Below are 21,265 nucleotides of genomic sequence, written 5' to 3'. Positions count from 1 at the left end.
GAGAACCAGTTTCTCCAGGCAAATCGCGTGTGCCCGGTTTACGACTGCTGCGCAGCCGAGCGGGGATAAATCCCCTCGCCACCGTCATCATCCCAGTCAAAACCGGGTGCTCCCTTCGATCGGTACCGTGGCAATGGAATCCTCAGTGACAATGCGATCCTCTGTGGCAATGAGATCCCTTGTGGCGAGGGGATTTATCCCCGTTGGGCTGCGAAGCAGACCCAAAACTTGAGAACCGGTTTCTCCAGGCAAATCGCATGTGCCCGGTTTACGACTGCTGCGCAGCCGAGCGGGGATGAATCCCCTCGCCACAGTCATCATCTCAGTCAAAACCGGGTGCTCCCTTCAATCGAGACCGTGGCAATGGGATCCTCTGTGGCAATGCGATTCTCTGGGGCAATGCGATCCCCTGTGGCGAGGGGATTTATCCCCGTTGGGCTGCGAAGCAGGCCCAAAACTTGAAAACCAGTTTCTACAGGCAAATCGCGTGTACCGGTTTTACGACTGCTGCGCAGCCGAGCGGGGATGAATCCCCTCGCCACAGTCATCATTCCAGTCAAAACCGGGTGCTCCCTTCAATCGGTACGGCTTTGATCGTGGCCCGTGGGCCTGATGTCGGCCCCGGCGCTGGCACGCCTTGCGCGGTGCTTGGCAATTGCGGCGCCTGCATGTCGGGCATCGCCCAGCTGCGTTCCGGCTGCAAGCCGCCCTGGGCGCGGCGCATGAAGTCGTAGCGGTTGAGGGTGATGCTGCGCCCCGCTTCGCTGTCGCGGATGATGTACGGGCGCAGGAACACCATCAGGTTGGTCTTGGTGATCGCCCGGCGTTCGTTGCGAAACAGCGCGCCGATGCCCGGCAGGCTGCCCAGCCACGGCACCGCATCATTGCTCTGGCTGTAGCCGTCCTGCAGCAACCCACCGAGAACCATGATCTGCCCATCGTCGAGCAGAATGCTGGTGTCGATAGCGCGCTTGTTGGTGACGATGCCGGCGGCGGTCACGCTGTTGGATGCGCGCTCATCGATGCTGCTGACTTCCTGATAGATATCCAGCTTCACCGTGCCGCCCTCGGAAATCTGCGGGCGCACGTTGAGCTTGAGGCCGACCTCTTCGCGGGTCACGGTCTGGAACGGGTTGTTGCTGGTGCCCCCGCCGCCGGTGACGTAGCTGCCGCTGACAAACGGGATGGTCTGGCCGACAAAAATGCTCGCCGCTTCGTTGTCCAGGGTCAGCAGGTTCGGCGTCGACAGCACGTTGGTACCGCCCTTGCTCTTCAGCGCCCGCGCCAGCACTTTCAGGTCGAGAATCTTGCCGATGCCGGGGATGTCGACCGTGCCGTTGACATAGCCGAGGTTCAAACCCTGCGGCAGTACGTCGATGCTGTTCTTGGCACCCGTGTTGAGACCCGCGCCACCCAGATTGGCGCCACCGATCACGCCCTTGCCGCCAAGATTGCCGGTCTGCCATTGAACACCGAATTCGCTGGCATCGTCCTCGCCAACCTCGACGATCAGGCTTTCGATCACCACTTGCGCACGGCGCTGGTCGAGCAAATCGATAACCTCACGCAGGTTGCGATACAGCGGTTCCGGCGCAGAAATCAGCAGCGTGTTGGTGGTGGCGTCAGCCTGAATCGTCACGCCACCAGCGCTGAAAGCCACGTTCTGTTCGCTACTCTGCGTACCGCCATTGCTCGCCGCGCCGCCACTGCCCTGCGCATAGCTGCCGCCAGTTCCGCCGCTGCCAGTCGACGTTGTCGTGCCAGTGCTCGGCGTGCTGCTCTGGCCGTTCTGCCCGGCATTGCCGCCGGTGCTGCTGCCCATCGCGCTGAGCACCGAACGCGCCGCGTCGCTGCTGCCGCTGTCACTCTCTCCAGTGAGCAAACCGCGCAACGCCTGCGCGAGTTTCGCCGCTTGGGCGTTGCGCAGATAAACCACGTGCAGATTGCTCGGATTGCTCTGCGCGTTGTCGAGTTTGTAGATCAGGTTGCGCGCCAGCTCGGTACGCTCGGGGCTGCCGGCGCGGATGATGATGGTGTTCGAGCGCGGGTCGCCGATCACGGCGATTTTCTGCGTCGGATCATTGCCCGGCGCGTCGAGCAAGTCGGCCACCATCGGTGCGATATCGGCGGCGATGCCGTTCTGGATCTGCACCACATCGGTGTCGATCGCGCTCGGCGTGTCGATGCTCTCGATCAACTGCGCGACACGGGTGAGGTTCTCGGCGTAATCGGTGATCACCACCGTGTTATTGCCGGGGTAGGCATTGATCGGATTGTTCGGCGAGACAATCGGGCGCAGCACCGGGATCAGGTTCACCGCGTTTTCGTATTGCAGGCGAAACGTGCGCGTGAGCATGCCGTTGCCGGCCGGTTTGTCGGCGCTGTAGATCGGCCCGCCGAGCAGTTTCGCGTCGGCCTCGGGAACCACCTGCGCCACGCCGCCGACATCGACCACGCTGAAGCCTTGCATGCGCAACGCCGCGAGCAGCATGTCGTAAGCCTGGCGGGCCGGCACCTGACCTTCCGAGACCAAGGTCAGATTGCCCTTGACCCGTGGATCGACGAGAAACTGCTGCCCGGTGGCCCGCGACAGCGCCCGTACCACCGCCTGAATATCCGCCTCGACAAAATTCAGCGTCACCGGTTGCTCGCCCAACGGATTACGCGCAACCGTGTTGCTCGGCGCAACACCACCACTGCGCCCACGCTGACTGATGTTATGCAACTGCTTCGGCACCGGCCGTGCCTGAGCCTGCGCCCGTTCGCGATCGGCTAACGCATCGCCGCTGCGCTGGGTGTTGGCCAGCGGCCGCCCGAGTTCGCTGTCGACCAACAGCGGCGGCTGATTCTGCGGCGCCGTGGTGCTGTTGCACGCGCTCAATGCCATCAGCAACAACGGCAGCGCCAGACGTGCCGGTTTGCAGCGTGACTCCTTCATGAAGCTTCCTTAGCGCCCTGCGCCTGATCCATGCGAACGGTGCCTGACAAAGTGCCGGCGGTGACATCGGTCGAGGCCGCGCTTGCGCGTTGCAACTGCGCCTCGACCACCTGCAGAGAAAGTTGTGATGGCTGGCTGAGCAGCCAGTCGAGCAGCGCATCGGCCGGCGCGGCGTCGACATTCAACTGCCACGCACCGCCCTCCGCCGCTTGTAATTGGTAATGCCCGGTGAGCCCCGCCGCTTGCAGACTTTGCTCCAGCGACTGGTCAACGCTCTGCCCCTGCGGCCGCACATTGACGCTGCGCAACAGCACTTCCAGCGCCTCGGTTTGCGCGCGCAACTTGGGCGTCTCGCTCTGCCAGAAAGTGATCCTGGCCAGCGGCGGCTTGACCAGCGTCAGCCAGATCAGCAGACCGACAAGCACCAGCGCCATGCCAGCGACCATGCGTTTCTCACGCAGCGCCAACGGCTGCCAACGCGCCTGCAACTGGCTGCGCAAGCGCTGCCAGCGTCCACGGTAAATCGCCAGCGTCGCCCTACTCATCGTCTGCTCCGCTGTCGTCGTCTTCGTTGGTGTTGGCGCTGGATTCATCGCTCGGCCGCAAGGTCCAGCCTGCGTCATCGGCAGTGACGCTGATGCCGGCCTGAGCCAAGGTGCTTTGCCAATCCTTGTCGTTGCCGCCACGGTTTGCATCGCTGAGCAACGCCAGCTGCAAAGCGCCGTCGCGGTAACTCAGGCGCTCGACACTGCCAGCCATGAACGGCATGCCCGTGCCGGCCTGCAACACCAGTCGATTGAAATTTTGCGCCGGGTCATCGACCGCGACTTTTTGCCGCTGCTCCAGTTGCTGACGCGCCTGTTGCAGCGGGTTGAGAATCACCGGCAATTCGGGGAAGGCCTGCTTCACCCGCTGACTCATCTGCGCCTTGAGCTGCTGGCCCTGCCGCGCTTCGCGGGCGGCATAAAGATTCAGGCCAATCACCCAAACGGCCACGGCCAAAGCCACATACCCGACAGCGCGCCCCCAGCCACGTTGCTCGCCGCCGGTTTGTTGCAGACCACCGTGCAAACCCCAACCGGGCAAGGGGCCGATCCAGCGTTGCGTCGCTTCAGCTGCGAACGATGCCTCATCAACTTCGTCACCGAGCAACGGCTCAACCTGCGCACTGTTCAAACTCTCGCGCCGGAGCAAATGCCCGTCCGCCACACAAGCGACAACCCCCGGCAGCACTGGCAGGCTGTACGGCGCCGGATACAAACCGCGCAGCGTCAACCCCGCCTGCTTGAGTACCGCAGCCAGACGCTGCAAGTGCTGCCGCGCCACCCAGGCGATTTGCACCTGCCCACTCGCATCACGAGGGCTGTGGCCGATATGCATTTGGCTGCTGTCACCGAGCATCAACGCCTGCGCCGCACACTGCACAGCGGCCGCCGTTTTGTTCGCGGGCAGCGGCGGCAGATCAATGCTGGCGAGCAGGCTGTCGGCCGGATGCAGAAAACACAGCAGCGGTGGTTGCTTCGGCCGTTGCCCCAACTGACTCAAAGTGAGCCGTTCCTCACGACTGACCTGCCCCTGACGATCCAGCCAGGCGCAACTCACTTCGCTGTGCAACTCCAGCTCCGCCAGCGGCGGCAACGCGACGCGCAACTGACTCATGCGCCCACCCGCGACCAGATCACCTGCGGCAGCCGATCCTCACTGCGATGCAGCAACGCGTCGAGGCTGACCCGGCGCTGATCACGCCGCGCTTCACCGCGCAAACGAAACCAGTCACTGGTGATGCCGACCTTGACGCTGCTCACTTCCAACTGCGGCATGCGCAAGCGGTTCACAAAATCGCCGCGATTGATAAACCAGCGCCCGGCGTCACGCTCGGCAATCAACGCCGTCGCCCGCTCCAGCGAAAGCGCCGGCACATACGCCGCCAGCACCTGCGCCGTGGCGGTGTTGCCGTTGATCCACGTCGTCGCCGGAATCACCGTCACGTACGGCGCCAGTTGGCCGAGCAGCGCATCGGTGATGCCTTCGACGCTGCGCAAATCATCCAGCGTGCGCAGCATCGGCACCTTCGGCGGTGGCGGTTTGTGATCGGCATCGGGCGAAGTCGCGCGGCCACTGTCGAAACCTGCTTTGCCCGTCGCACCAATCTGCGCATTCAGCAGATGCGGGTAACCGGCAATCACCCGTTGGCGGATGCGCTGGCCGACAACGGCGCTCACACCGATCAACTCGCACAACCGCTCGAACGCCTGCACCTGCGCCTCATCGATGCGCTCATTGGCGACCAGATTGCGCAGGTTGAACTTGCCCTGCTCATCCTCCAGCCGCCCGGCAAAACCCGCCGCCAGCAACGGCTGCGCCCAAGGCTGATCACGCCGGGTCAAGGGATCACGCAGGCGCGCATCCCAGAGCAACTGCCGGCTGATCTCCAGACCACCCTGCGCCACCCAACGCCCCTGCACCCGCTGCTGATCGGCCTCCAGCGCCCGGGTCGCCACGCTCTGACGCGTCAACATCCCCGCCGCAATCACCGCCACCACGGCGGCAATCAACAACGCGCTGATAATCGCCATGCCCCGTTGCTTCGCCCCGTTGAGCGAACCTGTGTTCACGGCCGGCCTTACAACTGCCAGGAACCGATATCGGCATTCACGCCATCGCCGTCAGGCTGGCCATCGGCGCCGAGGGAAAAGATATCGACTTCACCATTTGCGCCCGGGTTGAGGTACTGATAAGGCCGGCCCCATGGGTCATTCGGCAAACGCTCCAGGTACGAACGCCAGTTGCTGTTCTTCGCATCCGCCGGCCGCTCGACCAACACCTTCAGCCCCTGATTCATGCTCGGGTACGTGCCGTGATCGAGGCGATACAACTTCAACGCCTGCATCAACCCACCAATATCCTGCTTCGCCGCCGTCGCCCGCGCCTGATCCGGCCGGTCGAGCACCTTGGGCACCACCATCGCCGCCAGAATCCCCAGAATCACCACCACCACCATGATCTCGATCAAGGTAAAACCCTGCTGCCCACGTGGCATGCGCGGCGACTGACTGAGCGTTTTCAAAGGTGCGATATCCATCTCGACATTCCCTGGCTTGATCCGAATTCGACGCGCAGTGTTGCAAGAAGATATGTCAGGGATGTTGAAAATGCTCGGGTGTTTCCGTCGTCAAGCCGTCAAGGACGGGGGTTAGCGTCGAGGACTGGGTTTTACTTTGGGGCCATGTATGCGCGGGTGTTCGAGAGAGAAAGGATTCACCCTGATTGAAGTGCTGGTTGCACTGGCGATTATTGCCGTCGCCATGTCCGCCGCCGTACGTGTGGCGGTGTTGATGACGCAGAGCAGTGGGGTTTTAAGGGATCGGTCGGTGGCGATGATTGCCGCGCAGAGCCGGATGGCTGAGCTACGGCTGGAAGGTCGATTGCCGAATGGGGTGAAGTCCACAGAGTGTGATCAAGGGCGACTGATGTTGCGCTGTGAACAGGTGATCGCCAGCGCAGAGAATGGGCGACTGCTCAAGGTTGGAATTCAAGTATTCGACCGCAACCAGGACGCCCCACCACTCGCAAAACTCGAGACCCTACTGACCCGCCCCCAGTAGCTGCCGAAAGCTCGGGCCGCGATCGGACGATCTTTGGATCCTCTCTCCCGCAACCAACACAAATCCCCCTGTGGGAGCGAGCCTGCTCGCGAATGCGCAGTATCAGGCACCGAAATGGTCACAAGTGCCACCGCCAGCCATGCCGGCCAAGTTCCAAAAATTACAGCGCCCATGACGGTATCCAATCCGGCTTCAAAATCCGGTCGCTAGTGTTGAAAAATAATGATGTGATTACGGTTGAGCCAAAAGTGTTGGCCTGAGCAAACAAACTAAGGATGGCAATGAGCAAATCTACAGTCCGTTTTGCACCATGGGTCGGCGCCCATTACGAGCGCGGCATCCACGGTCTACGCATTCTCGTGGTCTGCGAATCTCACTATGGCGCCAAAGAACATGAACGCCCGACAGCCACACCCGAGGTATTGAAGGCCCTGGCCTTGGGTCAGAAACACCCTCAAGCGACAGCTAAGCTTCGGCAACATGCACATTTCACCAAAATAATGGCTTCTATCCTGAATGCTAAAAAGCACTTTTCCAAAGCAGATAGGAGTGATTTTTGGCATAGCATTGCCTACTACAATTTCATCCAAGAGTTTTTACCCGGCATCCGCAAAGCGCCATCGGCCGCAGCTTGGGAGAAAGGTAAGCAATCGTTTACTGAAGTCCTGGAGGCGTTGGCACCAGAATTGATCGTCTGCTTCAGCAAACGAAACGGAGGTCGAGTTACCGCACTAGCGGGCGGTATACCTGTGGCAGTGGCTAATCACCCGTCTTCTCAGTTTGCTTACTCCAAAGTCAATCCCATCATCGCTAAACAGATCAAGCAGGCATTGGCGCGTAAGGCGCAACTAACAGAATTCGCCGGTACCAGCGTTCTGTATTCACGTTGGTACGAGGCCACAGCTTCCGCCTTGCCTACACCAGGAAAACGTCTTTCGGGTTCGGAGAGGCTTGAGCTAATTGCGAAGCGCAGAGAAGCGATGGCTGCGATCGACGAAGCTGCACTGGCGTAGGTCAGTCGACTACCCACGCCGGCCACCCCGCCTGATAGCAGCCGCCCTTCTCCCCGGCAGTTACTGAGCCAGAAGCAGACCTTCAAGCCATTGACCATATACACTCGCAAAATTGCTCAAAGTCTGATGCAACTGTTCAGGGAGAAAAGGGGTTCATGAGTCTTGATCTGCACTTGGAAGCCGATAGCGCGCTCACAATTTCAGCGCTGAAAAGCGCCCTTGAGAATGCAGGAGCTCTGGAAATAGATGTAGCGGGTGATGGCTTGTTAGCGATATTTGCCTCGGGACTCAGTGTGAGCGGCGGCGACGTAACAGCCGACTCTACGATCTATGCTGAGAATAAAAAAGGCATCGAGTTTCCTGTCGCTTTGCGTTGCACCATCAGAATAAAAGGGGCTGACGCTGAGGGACACTCGCCTATGGAGGATTTGGATAAAATCGCTGAATCAATATCGCAGTCGTGTCCCGCCTTCTTTCTAATTAGCTTTCAATTCGAACAAACCTTGTACTGGCGGGATGCGAAAGGGCTACATCGACCTTGAGATCGGTGCCTGCGCGTCCGCCATAAAAGCAGGGGAAAACGAGCTATGAGTATGAAACATGAACTTTGGTTGGAACCTGATGGTTGCCAGACTTTCTGCCTGGCCGGAGTTCACGGTGATGACGCTCGCAGTCTACTTTCAGCAAACTCCCAACTGATCTGGACAGTCGAAGCGGACAGTTACTTCGAGGCGATGACCAAATACTATTCCCTCATGGAGTGGGGTGAATACCGGACAGACTTTCCGGAGCATGATCAAATGTCCTACGCAGAGCTCGGATGGGAGGAGTAACGGGCCAAGCGATAGGATCGCGTAAAAAGGGACGGCTTTATTAAAAACAAGACCCGCCCCCCTTTTGTTCCCAAACCCCTGTGGGAGCGAGCCTGCTCGCGAAAGCGCCAGCCCAAGCAACAAATCAACCTGCTGCCGCCCCCGCACATCACATCACCCCGCCATCTCCAAATTATCCATCACCCGATTCACCGCCAGCTCCCCCAGCATGATCAGTTGAGCAACCCCCAACAACGCCCGCCGCTGCGGCGCCGGCAACAGACTGGAAATGTCCTGAGCAATCGTCTTCGCCGAAGCAAGCGTTTCACTAGCATCAGCCAGCAGTTCTTCATTCTTGGTATCCGCCGTCACCGCATACATCCCACGCGCCTTACGCGGCGGAGGCAGGAGATTGTTTGGCGACAGGTAATGATCGAGTGCGCGGTCAGCGGCTTCGTGGAGCTTGTTGGAATCGAGGGATTCGTAGGGAGACGTGGGATCGGTTTCGGGCGGGTTGGGTGTTGGTTTGATCATGAGTGAATCTCCAAATCATAGAAAAGGAGCCATCATCTTTTCGCTACCAAACGAAGGGGTGGTGGCCATACGAAGGTTGGTAGACCGGTGACTTGGAAAACCGGCGCGCCCGAAGACGCCCTGCGCATGGCCACCATAAAAACACAGACCCAAAAAGGACTGAATCGGGTGACGCTATGCGCCAAGTCTAAGCCGGGCTACCAAACCCGATCGCTGATTCGTCAGCGACCCGACCACAATAGAACCCGCCCCCAAGGCGCACAAGCCGGCGGATTCTGGCGCAGCTGTAGGCAAAGGCGCAAGGAGTGTAGCCTAGGAGCGTGACTGGAGATGTCTTTTTAAACATTTGTGTTTATGAGGCGCAATTGCGCCAAGGTGGGCGGACAGATTCGGCCCACACCGGCCTGTTGAGCTTACCTTGCGCGTGAAAACGGCTGCTTTCGGCCATAAGCAGACTCTCAGCAGTGCTTGTTTTGGCCAGATGCGGATGCATTCAACCCTGCCCGAAATCTGAACTGGCTATGATCGAAGAACGAGCTCTGTCTCCGTGTAACCCAATCGAAGCCCGTTGATTATGATGCACTGTTGTCAATTTAATTTGAGGTGTGGTTCGCCCAATTCCGTTGCTTCGCGTTCGTTCGCATAGTTATTATCTTTCAGTAAAATAATGGTGTTGCCACGTAAGGGGAGCAAAAATGTACCACCAACCCAATATTTTTCTCATTGATACCGACGACAGTGTTTGCAAATCTTTAAAAAGCAAATGGGGTAGCATTGGGGTTGGCACTCTTGGTATCCCCTACGAAGTGCCAAGTGACAGTGATTGGCGCCCGGTAGTCCAACATAAGAAACTTGTAAAATATCAAGAGTCAGACCTAGTTATCGTTGATTTGACGTCAAGGGGTCTGGCCCCTGGTGCCGATGGAGGAAAGCACACTCCCAAAGAAGAAATAGACTTGTGGGCTAAATGTGATAGTGGGTGGATTGATGCGAGGGTGCGGACAGTATTGTACGCAAAAGAAAATTTTAATCGAATTGTATCTAACGGAGGCGCTCTAATAATCTTTGCAGAACCGGATAGTCCCATGAAATTTCAGTGGGCGTCTGCCGGATATCGTGGTCTAGCAACAAGTGAAAGCATTGATGGCGGCGTATGGAATTTCATCGACCCTATGGAGGAAATAAAATTTTCCTCCGAGTCAGGTTCCGTAATCAATGTGAACGGCGACGCTCCAATAGAAAAACTATTGAAGCGTCACATGGAGGGTGCTGAGTTCAAATGTTCCTTTAAACCTCGATGGTCGAAGTATGGTAAGTGGACCCCATTGGCGACTAATAAATACGGCTCGGATGTCGCCTTAGCTGGTCAGCACGGAGACGGATTGATTTTTATTTTTCCTCAGATTTCCGATAAAGCGAGCTTTATTGCAGACCTCGTTGAGAGCGTGTTACCTGAATATTTGCCTAATTTATTTCCAGATATCGAAAAAGGAAAATGGACCCATCTACCTGAGTATGAACTTGAGCACGTTCTAGAGTTAGAGGCCAAGAAATCGCAAGTGATCGCTCAAGCTGAAAATGAACTCGACAAGATCACTCGGGAAATTGCCGCGCATCGGTCAGAGAATGGATGGCTGCATGACCTAATAACCGCTACAGGGGACGATCTGGTTATAGCCATTAAAACTGCTCTCTCCAAGCTTGGGTTTCAGCATGTTATTGATGTAGATGAACTACGAGATGCTGAAGGCAAAAGTCGACGTGAAGATTTAAGAATAGAAGACAATGAACTCACTCTAGTTATTGATATTAAAGGGGTTGGAGGTAAAGCTGGTGACGAGGATCTCATGCAGGCCAACAAGCACGCAATAATAAATATGAGGGAGTTGAAGGTCACTACAATACAAGGCCTATCAATAATCAACCAGCAAAGACATCTACCGCCGCTCTTACGAGAGAATAACGAACCGTTTCGCAAAGAGATTCTTGATTTCGCTGGGGAAACAGGGATGGGGCTAATGACCACGTTTGATTTATACCGGTTAGTAGTAAACAAACAAAGACATCGTTGGTCATCTGACTGGGTAAAGCCTTTGTTCTATAAGCTCCAGCGAATTTCACCTATACCTGAGCATTATCAGTATATTGGGAACGTATCAAAAGTCTTTAGCGACGTTTTTGGTATGCACATCCTAGAAAATAAAGTGGAGGTAGGTGATTTTTTAGCCGTAGAAGGAGATATTTATTTTGAAGAGGTAGAAATCGCATCAATCCAAGTTAACAAGTTAGACGTTCAGAACGCAAAAAAAGGTGATCCTGCGGGCTTTGAATGGCCTTCAAGTGCGATGAAGCTTCGAGAAGGGATGCGAGTGTATGCCGTGCCGAAAACTATGAAGAACATGAAAGATTCCTCTTAATCCTAGCAACCTAATTTTGGAAATGAATACTGACGCACATCTAATATCGTATGCACAGGGAATGACTGCCGTTCATCGTTAGTAAGTGCCCGGTGTTGGCCGAAAGCCCCCGATGCCGTTTAGCTAGATATATGTGATGCTATTTGGGCCCGCAGGGCATCAACGGCGAAGGACGAGGGACGCAGGCGTACTCCAGCGAAGGGGCTGCTTTTCTAGCATGATGTTAGCCGTGCTATAGGTCATATACAGTAGAACGCTTCGGGCGTGGAGTTAACTCAATGTGTATGTCTATCCGATGCCATCATGCCTCGTCTCGAATGCCATTTGGGGCGGTGCGCAGCAGAAACCAAACTCATCGATAGAGTGGCTGCTGATGGGATGGCTGGTGATTTGTGGATCTCCAGATGGCCTGTTTTGCGAGAGCCAGAGGTGGATAAATTGCAGATCTGAAGTGGATTATACATGGTGATCAATCCTTCGCGTCTGATGAAGTCATCAGCTAAGACTCATGCTGTTAATAATAAGACTAACAACCAACTAATATTTTAAGGATAAGCATGGCTAATGGGAGTTGGGTGGATCATCCCGTATATGTGGCGGGAGTTTCGGTAGCAGGAACTATTGCTATATGTATTGCGTTGTATAAAGAGGTTTTGCTGCCAGCTCAAATGGCAGCGAGTGACTACAAGGTTAGCGAGCTTGAAAGACAGCTTAAAGATGTTAAAGCACAGAAGCTGATAGCAGAGCAAGTCGCCGAAAAAAATATAGTTACCAGCTCGTCTGAAAAAAGACAGCTGTCGGATGAGTTGAAATCCGTTAAGGCGATGTTGGAAAAAACAAAACTTGAGTTTTCAAGTTTCAAACTAGGGAATCTATTTTTTGAGGGCGGGGTATATCCATCTTCGTTTGATAAGGTCAAGATTGGACAGCCAATCAGCATCGTTGAAAAAGTCTTTGCGGGCACTCTCATAAAAAAATAAGATGGATTTGTTAATCTGGATGTGGATCATCCTCTCTTTGGGAGTGTCGTTTATTATTATAGTGATGAAGCTCCACAAAACATCTATCAAGTTATGTACATGACTCGATCTGGTTTTGGAGAAAGTGTAGAGGCGAATTATCTTCAGGCCCAGCTGGAGAAGGCATTTGGCGAGCCAATACAAATGGCGGAAGATAAATTTTATTGGAAGGTCAAAGGCAAGTTCAACATTTTTAAAGATGATGACTCTTTCCTAATTACCACCGGGGATAATCTTCCGGGCGGGTGGGACAGAATAGTACGAAAATATTGGAAATCAATTGATGTACAGAAAGAAACCACGAAGTAAAAGAGTATAACTTTTTGCGAATGAGGAGGTAGCCAGAATAAGCATAAAAAATAGATGGCCTTCTGGCTACTTTCTGCCGATGGCTGCCGGTTGCCACCGGCAGGTAGCTATGGCTCCATAACAGTCGTCCGTGTGGTATAGATAAATAACTGAGTCTAGAAGTCTGACCGCATGTCAGTGGCGTCGAGAGGCTCGGGATCCTGAAGGGTATCTGCTGCAGGGGCGCTCCATTCATCCTCATGATCGTGCCAGTCTCGCGTATCTACCATCAACGAGTCTTCGACGAACTCAAGCGCCTCAGGATCTGGATTTGCCGCTTCACAAGTCAATTCGCAGGTGTATTCGAAGGATTCATCCAGTTCGGCTCCGTCGCCCCTTCTGAGATCAGAGTTGGAACCCCACTGGAGTGTCACGCCTAGGCTACCGCTTACTTTGATATGAACGGTCTGCGAAGTGATACAGGTAACCTCATGCGAATCCACGTAGATTTGCTCGAGAGAATAGTGCGTAGCTAGCTCATCTACAGCGTCCAAGCTTTCTCCGACTATCTGCTGGACTGTTGCATCACTGATCGCACTTGATAACCGATCTCCAACCGCGGCTCTGCACTCCTGAATGCATACCATAAGAACGGCCACGGCTTCGGTTGTTTCCAGTGCGAGGTGCTTGATGTCGTCGTCTTCCAACTGGAAAACTTCCGGTGTGATGTGAACGTACTCGTTCAAACGGATTACGGCATCCCGAAATTCACTGAACTCCTGAGCGAAGTCAAGCCGCAGCTTTGTCCGCACGTAGTGATTGGAAAGTCCGCCCTGCGTTGCATAAACACACCGCTCGACTCGCGTTACCTGCGGGACAACGCCTTCTGGCTTTTGCTGCCACCATATGCACTTTCTCACTTCAGCATCTGGAGCAAGGCGCTTCAGCGTGTGCCCCACCAGCTCACGCATAGCGAAGGCGAAGTTATGAAAACGCAGCTTGTTTCTGCGGTCCTCGAGGTTCAATGTCGCGGCTTCATACAGCTCACGCTCGAACTGAGCATCTCCGATTAGCTGCAAAATCCTATCGTCCATGCTCTTCTCCATGTCGGCGACTATTTAGGATCATCTCTCAGAGTTGGGATAGAAGTCACCTGAAAGCTAACTAGAGGGATGTTGACGCTCCATTCGGGCCACCCCGGTTAGTAACCAGCGGCAGCCTTGGGTCGCTTGCGGCCCTCCGCCGCAGGCAGCAACCGGCCAGGCGACGGTCTCGAATGGCTGTTCCTGGCCGTTAGTTGCCACACAAGGTCAACCGCTTTCGGCCAAGAGCTGCCGCCCCCATGGTCTTTTCCAGCCTTAAACGCTGTCGCCAGTTGCTGCCGAACGTATGGCACACCTACTGGCATGGGCCGCACACCATATGGATGGCAACCCGATTCCTGTATGCGGCTCTTTCTATGAGAGCTGGCCTCCTGACGCAGCTGAAACAAGGTAATTCCCGCCTGCTTTCGGCCAGTAGCGAACGTTCCTGAGAGGCTGTTTACGGCCAGAAGCAGTCTGCCAGCGAGAGCAGAAAGAAGCCACTAGTGACACCCTTTAAAACTACTTTGGCTCATAAATAAATGCTGTCGAGCAACGCTGACCGGTTATCCCAAATTCTCGCAGCAAGCGTCGTTCGAGGTCTTGGCGCTAGCCACCAAGGACTATTCTGCATCGGCACAACGATACGCTCCCAATAATTTCCTAAGCCTAGCGTTGTGTGAGCTACACCAAATGCATCGCATATGCCGCGTTTGTTAGCATCGTTGACGCCCACGAAGAAATCCGGACGTTTCATTACCAAGAGACGAGAGGCCGTTGCTATCCCGCCCTTGTGAGTTTTGTTGCGGAAAGCGAGGTCGAAATCCTGGCAGAAGGAGTCATAGTTACCCTCAGAAATTGCTCCGTCGACAGGAATATTGTCCAGTGCTTTGGAAAGCAATTGAGGAGACTCATTGACCAAGTTTTTGAAGTCCCCTTGACCAGACATTCTTCCGAACCAAGCCCAATCAATACTATCGAGTCCTCGCTCGTTAGCCGCATAAGTCCCAGCAATAGCTTTGCGTTCGGGGCGAGGCATAGCGTCAAATGAGTCGTGTTTCAAAAACAATGTAGCTGCGCGTTCCAGAACGGCAAGCCGACCCTGCAGATTGTGATGGTCGTCGTTTTTGACGTCATCGACGAAACTCGACCATGTGATGGCTAAAGGTGAAGTTTTCGCGCCGGCACGTGGCCTGCAAAAGTTATGGAATTTATTTAAGTCATTAAGTTTTTCTTTATTTACAAAGTACTGAGCCTCATAGGCAAACAGAAATTCATCCTCAAGGATATCGTCAGCAACAGACCATTGCGATTCGATAAAATTCTTTAGGTCGAGAAAAATAGAGTTTTCTTCGCCGCCTTTGAGTAACACACTAACCTCAATGTTTTTTCCTCCGAAGGCACCTCCTGTCAGATTATGGCTTCCAACGACCGCTGCGTACCCGTCAGACATTTCAAAAAAATAAAGTTTTGGATGAAAAAGACGTCCGCTTGGAGGTAGGCAGCGCGCACCTTTGCACTTGCTAAAGCGACGCAGCACTGCCGGATCCGTCTGATACATGTGTGTACCAATTATGACCTTTCCGAGCTTCTTTTTTGCATCCAGCATGGATTCGACAATTTCGTTCGCACCAGCCCATGCAACTGCTACCGCATATCGATTGCATGTTTTAACTAATCGTTTGAGAGCACTAGTGGCTTCCCGCTCAGTGAGCATGCTCACTTTCACTTTAAATTCCTTCTATCTAGTATTTACGGAAGATGTAACTAAGGAATCACCGAGCAACGTAAATAAAGCTACCGACAGCAGCATGTGCAGTAACGGCCGCAATTTGGAGTTGAAGTTCTGGAAAGGGAAAACCACCTGTTTCGTCTTTCGCCGTGGCCACACAAGCATCTCCGTCGCTCGTCAGTTCGGGAAATCCTCCAACCTAATCTTAGGGCCTCATCGATGGTGTCGGTCGACGGTATTTGAGAATAGCAGCCTTCATGAGTTGAAAATACCATATATCGGTGATCATTGGTGTGAGCGCCTGGCGCAGGAATCGAGTTAAGTGTTACTCGACCTCCGTGGTGAGGTGCCACAATTCCGCTCAGGTCTTGTTTGTACCGTGAGGCGATAGAAGTGTAATCGGCATCTCCACAGAGTAGCACGCGTCTGTAGTAGGGACTTTGGGAGTTTTCCACCAACATGCCCAAAGCTAAATTGTTGCGCAAGTACTTCGGATCGTGTGTACCAAGAACCGGATTGCAGGCAAATAATACGCAAGCACCCCAATGAACCTGTGTTCTGGCAGAGGGCCAGAATTTCAATGCGCGACTGCCGTCGTGGAGAATTTGATTTTGCAACTCAAATAGAAGGTGTGCATGGCTGATACCCAGCTTCATGCTTTCGGACGGCCGTCGCATTACCCACGGACGATCTAGTACGCCGGGCCGATACGTAACGTGTGTCTTCCAGAAGCCGCGTGCGTCTCTCGTAGCGCGACCAGATTGATAAGCATATCCCCAGTGATCCCAATCTAAATGCGAAAGGAAGACTGGAGCAGGGTTGGCTGGATCATCGCCAGCCAACGGGTCGAAGGCCAGGCAATTTGGAGCCGACCTGCGTTTAGCGTTTATGGGCCATCCGAAATCAAAGAACGCTTTAGGTTTGCAATCCTCACCGATAATGGCGCACATGTTGGCCTGACCGACGTCGTAAACTACAACGAACAAATCGTCTTTCGGTTGAACTCCTAAATTATCGAATGCCACACTTGGATGATGTCGACACTCGGTAACTCGCTTTAGCGCCTTAAGATCTTTTTTGTCAGGTGGCGATGAATTGATCTTCACGTAGAGGACTGTCGGAGTAAATTCCTGCCCATCTTGAGAAAACTCAAGTGCTGTAGCCTCATAGAAACCCTCGCTAGCCTCTGGATCGTCTGAGACAATGAGAGAGCACCAGCCACCGTTTCCCACAGCCTGTTGAAAATCGGCAATGGGGATTTCTGCTTCCATCAACAGGAAACTCAATGCCATGTCTGGAGCGTTAAGGATTTCTTGGGAGCTGGCGCGGCGTAAGAAAGGCAGAAGCTGCATAGGTATAGCGTCGAAAGTCACTGTGCAGAAACTGGCCTCAGCCTGATCAATGCCCTCGTCGCGCACTTCTATGGCGCTCAAATACTCGACGTTACCGAAATGCGGTGTCGTTGCGACGTGCTTACTCAGTGGTTTTGACTCGCTCACGGGGGCAGTCCATTGCTCGGAAAGAGATGCATAGTATCATGGCGCCATTACGGGCAGTCATTGATATGCCTCCTAGCCCCCCTTGGATTTTTCAAGTTGCAGCTCCTCGATTGGATTTTTGCCAGCCCAACTCAGTCTGGCATGTCTTCAGTCCATCAATGAGGGCAAAATGTGGTGCCAAGGGTTCAAGCACAGATGCCATCTCAGAGAATGCCTAAGCTCTTGAGGTGAGTGCTATGACACTGAATGGAAGATCGGCGACAAACCCATTTCTCGTGATTCTGCCTGTAGGACTTATAGGCGTCTCATCCAGACGTATGTTCCTCGCAGACAAATCTCGGGGAGACCATGGAAAAGACTGACTGGCAGCTCTGGGTCGGCTGCTGCCTGTGAGTGAAGGCGAATTCGTAAAGTCTTCGAATGGCAGGCTTCATGGACCATGGAAATGTCGCCTGGTTTAGCTGCAACTCACGCCCAGCATTTAGTAATGGAGGTAGGAAGCGTTATCTAGCGCGTTGCCGCTTTGTCGGATTCGAGACGTTCTTTTTTGAGTTCTATGGCCAATTCAGTGAGCGCGATCATACGATCATATTGCACAAGCATCATTTGCACATAGCCACACATGAAGAAGAAAAAGACATTTGCCACTGCTACGGCAAATACCCAATCCATACGTGCGCTGATGCCTGCGCCGTCGAGAGTTTTAATGAGTGTCGAAATGCCGATAAATAGGGCAAGGAAGCCAGGGAAAATCCCAACTTTTTCCAATGCGCCGACTAACATGTAGGTGCGCTTTTCGAATCCGTTGCGCTCGCTTTTGAGTTCCAGTGCGCCAAGTTTTAGAGTCTCACGAGAAAGTGCTGAGAGTTCGGGCAAATACTGTGCGTCGATTTGCATTACCGTTTTAACGTTCCACTCCAAAAGGCTGGCAAACGGAGCAGAAATCACTTTTTTTAACGAATGGCGGTACAGCAACACACCCACAAAAGGGTAGAGGAACAAGGCCAGATAAGACATGGCAATCAGCACCCAGCTTACGTTGAACATCCAGTGGGCGACGATGGATTTGCCAAGGATTGCCAGTAATACCGCCACAACTGACGGGCTTATCATAGCGGACCAAAAATATAGGGTTTCAAGACGATAGTTTCTATTGGTCTTGCGTTGGTTGCGACTGATTCGCACGGTTTGCTTGTAGGCTTGCTTGATCTGAGCCTTGCTTCGGATATATTTTTCGCTCTCGGTTGTCATAAAATTCCTTCGGAATATGATGATGCAGAGGCAAGCATCGCAGGAATAACCGGTCGATTGAAATGCTGTGCTCGGGATGACCTGGTGAATGTCCGAATGTGCCCGTTAGCGGTCTCGTCTGACCGGCTGCATGCCGCTGTTCTAGCTGTTTAGCGCGACTATCAACTGTTGTTTGGTTGGCATAATGTTATGAATCTTTATTGATTTCACTGGAATTCCACAGCTTTTGGCCATTTTAATCTCCCATTGAACCCATTGGGATTTTTCAACCGATGCCGTTTCCAGTAGCAGTAATAGGGTTGAGTTCTGTAATTCGGATTTTACGCGAGCCTGTTTCATTGGGGAATTATTATGGATAAGATCAATAAAAGGTTTCCCTAGTGAAGAGATCGTGTGCAGTAATGATGCTAAGGATTCCATATTTATGATCGAATCTCGAGTCGTGTAGCTGACAAATATCTTGTTGTCTTTATTTAAGCATGAATTATGCGATTTTTTCATAAAGAACTGCCCCAAAGCAAAGTGTCAATGCGTAGAAATATAGACTCATTGATCGATTGAAAAATGCGCTTGCCCAAGAGTTTTCAAGTTTTGAAACATGCTCTTGCTTGTTTGAATTTCGAGTTCTTATTTGATCGACAAGCTTGTTTATTTTCTGTCTATTAGCTCTTTGGTAGTAGTATGCATTAGCATCGCACAGCCAAAAACCAAAGCTTATAGCGGCGCATATGTTAGAAATCGAACTCCAACTTGTGGATGTCTCGAATTTGAGTAGCGCCGCGATAATGATTCCAATTACGCCAACGCAAAGTTTTTTATATTCAAAGCATTGATTGCTTATTTGTAAAGTAGCCTCATGAAGCTGCTCAATTGATGACCAGTCAAGTTCGTCTTCGTGGCATTTTTTGTATTCGTCTCTTTCCATTATGCGAGCCTTGAATTTTTTCGACGGAATCGTAATTGCGACTAATGAAGGATATCGATTTATGATTGCAGAAACGCATATGCCAAGCAATCAAGAAAGAGGCAAGCTTGAGTAATCTTGAGTTCGCCGAAAGAAAAAGGGCGCAACTGTCTGCTTTTGGCCGATAACGGACAACCACAATTGTTGGCTTTTGGGTAAAAGCAAACGCCCAGACCTCGGGAGTTCTCCCTTTTTCGCCGCTCTACAATTCCGGCCGGATCAGCCTCGGCAACTCCACCCCCTCCCCCAACCTCTCAACCCCCAACCTCACCCTCTCCCCACCCTGCTCAATCACCACCCCATCCCCCTCAACCCCCACCAACTTCACCCCAACCCCAACCTTCTCCCCCACCAAAAAACTCCTCGGCGCGCCATCATTCAAACTCAATATCGCCACCGTCCCACTCCCGCCCGCGATCACCCCGCTCACCTTGATATCCACCGGTGCGGTCTCATTGGAGAACCACTGCAACGCCGGGCTATCGCTCCTCGCCGCGAGCACTTGCGGGGCGGCTGCGGGTGTGTGGGATTCCGCCGTGGTCAGCAGCAGCGACGACCATGTCGCGACGCCCACCAGGGCGGCGAGCAGGGCCAGGGCCTGGACGGTTTGCGCCGGGGTAATCCGTGGGGTGAATTTCATGGGTTGTCGCTCCTTGTTGTCCCTGTTGCCAGCCTACGCGGCAATTCTCTCCGTTTTATTTCACATGCCTTACATGTTCGCCGGGCACGATGGGGTGGGACGCCAAGGAGCGCGCGGGTGATGAGCAGGCAGCAGGGTTTTACGTTGATCGAGTTGATGGTGGTGCTGGTGATTATTGGCATTGCCAGTGCGGCGATCAGTTTGAGTATCAGGCCCGATCCGTTGCAGTTGTTGCGCAAGGATGCCGAGCGGGTTGCGCAGTTGTTGCAGGTGGCGCAGGCGGAGGCTCGCACCGATGGGCGGCCGATTGTGTGGGTGGCGGATGCCAAGGGGTTTCGCTTTGGGCGGCGTGGGGATGATGGCGTGGGGTTTGAGTCGTTCATGGAGGATGCGCAGTTGCGCCCGCGTGCGTGGCAGAGCCCGAAGATCGAGGTGCGTGTGGAGCCTCGGCAGACGGTGGTGCTGAATGCCGAGTGGATCAATCCGCCGTTGCGGCTGATTTTGTCGGATGGGGCCAATCGGCTGAGTGTGCTGCGCGATGGCAGTGGGCGGATCAGTGTTCAATGAAGACTCAGCAAGGGTTCACTCTGATTGAGGTGATGGTCGCGATTCTGCTGATGGCGGTGGTGAGTCTGATTGCCTGGCGCGGGCTGGACAGTGTGACGCGGGCGGACAGTCATTTGCAGGCGAGCAGTGAGCAGAGCGATGGGTTGTTGCGGGTGTTGAATCAGTTGCAGCGCGATGTGGACATGCGCGCGGGGGTGGAGTTGAGCGAGCCGCGCAAGGTCGGGGCTGAGGATGAGGCGCCGACCGCGCCGCCGGCGGTGACGGTGCGCAGCAGTGATAGTAAGGGGTTTCGGCTGGACATTATTCGCAGCGCGGCGGATCAGCCGGGGGCGTTGCAGCGGGTTCGGTGGTGGGTCAAGGGGGATACGTTGTATCGGGCGGTGGCTGAGGCGCGCAGTCGCTATCCGTTGCCCGCGCCTGGGAATGGGGTTGCGGTGTTGAGTGAGGTGAGTGATGTGCAGGTGCGGGTTTGGGAGATCGATAAAGGCTGGCGGCAGTTGAGTGGCAATCGGCGGGAGGATCCGTTGGGGTTGGAGATTAGTCTGAGTCGGCAGACGGGGCAGGGGGTTGAGCGGTATCGGCAGGTGATTGGGTTGTTGCAATAGCCGGGGTCACCGCAGCTTTTTTTGTAGGAGTGAGCCTGCTCGCGATTGCGGTGGGTCAGTCAATATTGTTGTCACTGGTAGACCGCTTTCGCGAGCAGGCTCGCTCCCACAATTGGGTTGGGGGCGGTCAGTTGCAGGTTGGTTGGCTGTTAGGCCGTCATCGCTGGCAAGCCAGCTCCCACAGGGGTCGAGTGCGACCGGAAGATATTGGTCAGTTGGGCAACCGCTTTCGCGAGCAGGCTCGCTCCCACAATTGAATTGGGGGCGGTCTGTTAGGCCGTCATCGCTGGCAAGCCAGC

The 21,265-nt window shown here is 54.2% G+C and carries 21 protein-coding genes; 8 read left to right on the top strand and 13 right to left on the bottom strand.

Going from position 1 to position 21,265, the window contains the following annotated elements:
• Nucleotides 1-556: 556 nt before the first annotated feature.
• Genes gspD through gspG form a run of 5 tightly spaced genes read right to left on the bottom strand, consistent with a single transcriptional unit; the run spans nt 557 to nt 6,020 of the window.
• Entirely contained in the window at nt 557-2,938 is a 2,382-nt protein-coding gene (gene gspD, locus ASG55_RS19875; RefSeq protein WP_056789545.1) for a type II secretion system secretin GspD, read from the bottom strand.
• Nucleotides 2,935-3,483, bottom strand: a complete 549-nt coding sequence (gene gspM, locus ASG55_RS19870) for a type II secretion system protein GspM (RefSeq protein ID WP_056789542.1) — start codon at nt 3,481-3,483, stop codon at nt 2,935-2,937. The genes gspD and gspM overlap by 4 nt, the downstream gene beginning before the upstream one ends.
• Nucleotides 3,476-4,597, bottom strand: coding sequence for a type II secretion system protein GspL (gspL, locus tag ASG55_RS19865; protein ID WP_056789539.1), 1,122 nt, complete (start codon nt 4,595-4,597; stop codon nt 3,476-3,478). Before gspL ends, gspM begins: the two co-directional genes overlap by 8 nt.
• Nucleotides 4,594-5,514, bottom strand: a complete 921-nt coding sequence (gene gspK, locus ASG55_RS19860) for a type II secretion system minor pseudopilin GspK (protein WP_056789537.1) — start codon at nt 5,512-5,514, stop codon at nt 4,594-4,596. The genes gspL and gspK overlap by 4 nt, the downstream gene beginning before the upstream one ends.
• 47 nt (nt 5,515-5,561) lie before the next feature.
• On the bottom strand, nt 5,562-6,020 hold the full coding sequence (gene gspG, locus ASG55_RS19855) for a type II secretion system major pseudopilin GspG (protein ID WP_056789534.1): 459 nt from the start codon (nt 6,018-6,020) through the stop codon (nt 5,562-5,564).
• Nucleotides 6,021-6,168: 148 nt separating this feature from the next.
• On the opposite strand from gspG, the gene gspI reads away from it, so the two are divergent.
• The 3 genes from gspI to ASG55_RS19840 all read left to right on the top strand — a co-directional run bounded on the left by gspI (nt 6,169) and on the right by ASG55_RS19840 (nt 8,098).
• Nucleotides 6,169-6,543, top strand: coding sequence for a type II secretion system minor pseudopilin GspI (gspI, locus tag ASG55_RS19850; protein WP_156388211.1), 375 nt, complete (start codon nt 6,169-6,171; stop codon nt 6,541-6,543).
• 281 nt (nt 6,544-6,824) lie between these two features.
• Nucleotides 6,825-7,556, top strand: coding sequence for a hypothetical protein (locus tag ASG55_RS19845; protein WP_056789528.1), 732 nt, complete (start codon nt 6,825-6,827; stop codon nt 7,554-7,556).
• 155 nt (nt 7,557-7,711) lie between these two features.
• Complete coding sequence (locus ASG55_RS19840; protein WP_056789525.1) at nt 7,712-8,098, top strand: hypothetical protein; 387 nt, start codon at nt 7,712-7,714, stop codon at nt 8,096-8,098.
• Nucleotides 8,099-8,542: 444 nt separating this feature from the next.
• On the opposite strand, the gene ASG55_RS19830 is transcribed toward ASG55_RS19840, so the two are convergent.
• Nucleotides 8,543-8,902 (bottom strand): DUF6124 family protein, encoded by a 360-nt coding sequence (locus ASG55_RS19830; RefSeq protein WP_056789519.1) that lies wholly within the window; start codon nt 8,900-8,902, stop codon nt 8,543-8,545.
• A 695-nt stretch (nt 8,903-9,597) separates the two neighbouring features.
• Here ASG55_RS19830 and ASG55_RS19825 point away from each other — a divergent pair.
• The 3 genes from ASG55_RS19825 to ASG55_RS19815 all read left to right on the top strand — a co-directional run bounded on the left by ASG55_RS19825 (nt 9,598) and on the right by ASG55_RS19815 (nt 12,647).
• Nucleotides 9,598-11,319, top strand: coding sequence for a hypothetical protein (locus ASG55_RS19825; protein WP_156388210.1), 1,722 nt, complete (start codon nt 9,598-9,600; stop codon nt 11,317-11,319).
• Between the two features lie 557 nt (nt 11,320-11,876).
• Nucleotides 11,877-12,299 (top strand): hypothetical protein, encoded by a 423-nt coding sequence (locus ASG55_RS19820; RefSeq protein WP_056789513.1) that lies wholly within the window; start codon nt 11,877-11,879, stop codon nt 12,297-12,299.
• Nucleotides 12,300-12,320: 21 nt separating this feature from the next.
• Nucleotides 12,321-12,647 carry a hypothetical protein gene (locus tag ASG55_RS19815; RefSeq protein ID WP_156388209.1) on the top strand — a complete coding sequence of 109 codons (327 nt, stop codon included), beginning with the start codon at nt 12,321-12,323 and terminating at the stop codon, nt 12,645-12,647.
• 155 nt (nt 12,648-12,802) lie between these two features.
• On the opposite strand, the gene ASG55_RS19810 is transcribed toward ASG55_RS19815, so the two are convergent.
• From ASG55_RS19810 to ASG55_RS19790, 7 genes are all read right to left on the bottom strand, one after another.
• Nucleotides 12,803-13,720, bottom strand: coding sequence for a hypothetical protein (locus ASG55_RS19810; RefSeq protein WP_056789508.1), 918 nt, complete (start codon nt 13,718-13,720; stop codon nt 12,803-12,805).
• Between the two features lie 520 nt (nt 13,721-14,240).
• Nucleotides 14,241-15,437, bottom strand: coding sequence for a hypothetical protein (locus tag ASG55_RS19805; RefSeq protein ID WP_056789506.1), 1,197 nt, complete (start codon nt 15,435-15,437; stop codon nt 14,241-14,243).
• A 68-nt stretch (nt 15,438-15,505) separates the two neighbouring features.
• Complete coding sequence (locus ASG55_RS26895; protein ID WP_156388208.1) at nt 15,506-16,939, bottom strand: hypothetical protein; 1,434 nt, start codon at nt 16,937-16,939, stop codon at nt 15,506-15,508.
• Nucleotides 16,940-17,446: 507 nt separating this feature from the next.
• On the bottom strand, nt 17,447-18,190 hold the full coding sequence (locus ASG55_RS19795) for a hypothetical protein (protein WP_056789500.1): 744 nt from the start codon (nt 18,188-18,190) through the stop codon (nt 17,447-17,449).
• A 141-nt stretch (nt 18,191-18,331) separates the two neighbouring features.
• Nucleotides 18,332-18,691, bottom strand: a complete 360-nt coding sequence (locus ASG55_RS27735; RefSeq protein ID WP_156388207.1) for a TIR domain-containing protein — start codon at nt 18,689-18,691, stop codon at nt 18,332-18,334.
• Entirely contained in the window at nt 18,675-19,115 is a 441-nt protein-coding gene (locus tag ASG55_RS26890; protein WP_156388206.1) for a hypothetical protein, read from the bottom strand. The genes ASG55_RS27735 and ASG55_RS26890 overlap by 17 nt, the downstream gene beginning before the upstream one ends.
• Nucleotides 19,116-19,356: 241 nt before the next feature.
• Nucleotides 19,357-19,794 carry a type II secretion system protein N gene (locus tag ASG55_RS19790; RefSeq protein WP_056789498.1) on the bottom strand — a complete coding sequence of 146 codons (438 nt, stop codon included), beginning with the start codon at nt 19,792-19,794 and terminating at the stop codon, nt 19,357-19,359.
• Between the two features lie 120 nt (nt 19,795-19,914).
• Here ASG55_RS19790 and ASG55_RS19785 point away from each other — a divergent pair, with 120 nt between their 5' ends.
• Nucleotides 19,915-20,361: a GspH/FimT family pseudopilin gene (locus ASG55_RS19785; protein ID WP_056789495.1), complete on the top strand. Its 447-nt coding sequence runs from the start codon at nt 19,915-19,917 to the stop codon at nt 20,359-20,361.
• The gene (locus ASG55_RS19780; RefSeq protein ID WP_056789492.1) at nt 20,358-20,966 is read left to right on the top strand and encodes a prepilin-type N-terminal cleavage/methylation domain-containing protein; all 609 of its coding nucleotides are present in this window, start codon (nt 20,358-20,360) and stop codon (nt 20,964-20,966) included. The genes ASG55_RS19785 and ASG55_RS19780 overlap by 4 nt, the downstream gene beginning before the upstream one ends.
• The last annotated feature ends 299 nt before the right edge of the window (nt 20,967-21,265 follow it).

The organism is Pseudomonas sp. Leaf434 (assembly GCF_001425545.1).
Classification (GTDB): Bacteria; Pseudomonadota; Gammaproteobacteria; order Pseudomonadales; family Pseudomonadaceae; genus Aquipseudomonas; species Aquipseudomonas siliginis.
This window is presented reverse-complemented; position numbering and strand designations above follow the sequence as displayed.

Coding starts and splice junctions, on each gene's coding strand:
- gspD (WP_056789545.1), bottom strand. CDS start 2,938: ATGAAGGAGTCACGCTGCAAACCGGCACGTCTGGCGCTGCCGTTGTTG.
- gspM (WP_056789542.1), bottom strand. CDS start 3,483: ATGAGTAGGGCGACGCTGGCGATTTACCGTGGACGCTGGCAGCGCTTG.
- gspL (WP_056789539.1), bottom strand. CDS start 4,597: ATGAGTCAGTTGCGCGTCGCGTTGCCGCCGCTGGCGGAGCTGGAGTTG.
- gspK (WP_056789537.1), bottom strand. CDS start 5,514: ATGGCGATTATCAGCGCGTTGTTGATTGCCGCCGTGGTGGCGGTGATT.
- gspG (WP_056789534.1), bottom strand. CDS start 6,020: ATGGATATCGCACCTTTGAAAACGCTCAGTCAGTCGCCGCGCATGCCA.
- gspI (WP_156388211.1), top strand. CDS start 6,169: ATGCGCGGGTGTTCGAGAGAGAAAGGATTCACCCTGATTGAAGTGCTG.
- ASG55_RS19845 (WP_056789528.1), top strand. CDS start 6,825: ATGAGCAAATCTACAGTCCGTTTTGCACCATGGGTCGGCGCCCATTAC.
- ASG55_RS19840 (WP_056789525.1), top strand. CDS start 7,712: ATGAGTCTTGATCTGCACTTGGAAGCCGATAGCGCGCTCACAATTTCA.
- ASG55_RS19830 (WP_056789519.1), bottom strand. CDS start 8,902: ATGATCAAACCAACACCCAACCCGCCCGAAACCGATCCCACGTCTCCC.
- ASG55_RS19825 (WP_156388210.1), top strand. CDS start 9,598: ATGTACCACCAACCCAATATTTTTCTCATTGATACCGACGACAGTGTT.
- ASG55_RS19820 (WP_056789513.1), top strand. CDS start 11,877: ATGGCTAATGGGAGTTGGGTGGATCATCCCGTATATGTGGCGGGAGTT.
- ASG55_RS19810 (WP_056789508.1), bottom strand. CDS start 13,720: ATGGACGATAGGATTTTGCAGCTAATCGGAGATGCTCAGTTCGAGCGT.
- ASG55_RS19795 (WP_056789500.1), bottom strand. CDS start 18,190: ATGACAACCGAGAGCGAAAAATATATCCGAAGCAAGGCTCAGATCAAG.
- ASG55_RS27735 (WP_156388207.1), bottom strand. CDS start 18,691: ATGAAAAAATCGCATAATTCATGCTTAAATAAAGACAACAAGATATTT.
- ASG55_RS26890 (WP_156388206.1), bottom strand. CDS start 19,115: ATGGAAAGAGACGAATACAAAAAATGCCACGAAGACGAACTTGACTGG.
- ASG55_RS19790 (WP_056789498.1), bottom strand. CDS start 19,794: ATGAAATTCACCCCACGGATTACCCCGGCGCAAACCGTCCAGGCCCTG.
- ASG55_RS19785 (WP_056789495.1), top strand. CDS start 19,915: ATGAGCAGGCAGCAGGGTTTTACGTTGATCGAGTTGATGGTGGTGCTG.
- ASG55_RS19780 (WP_056789492.1), top strand. CDS start 20,358: ATGAAGACTCAGCAAGGGTTCACTCTGATTGAGGTGATGGTCGCGATT.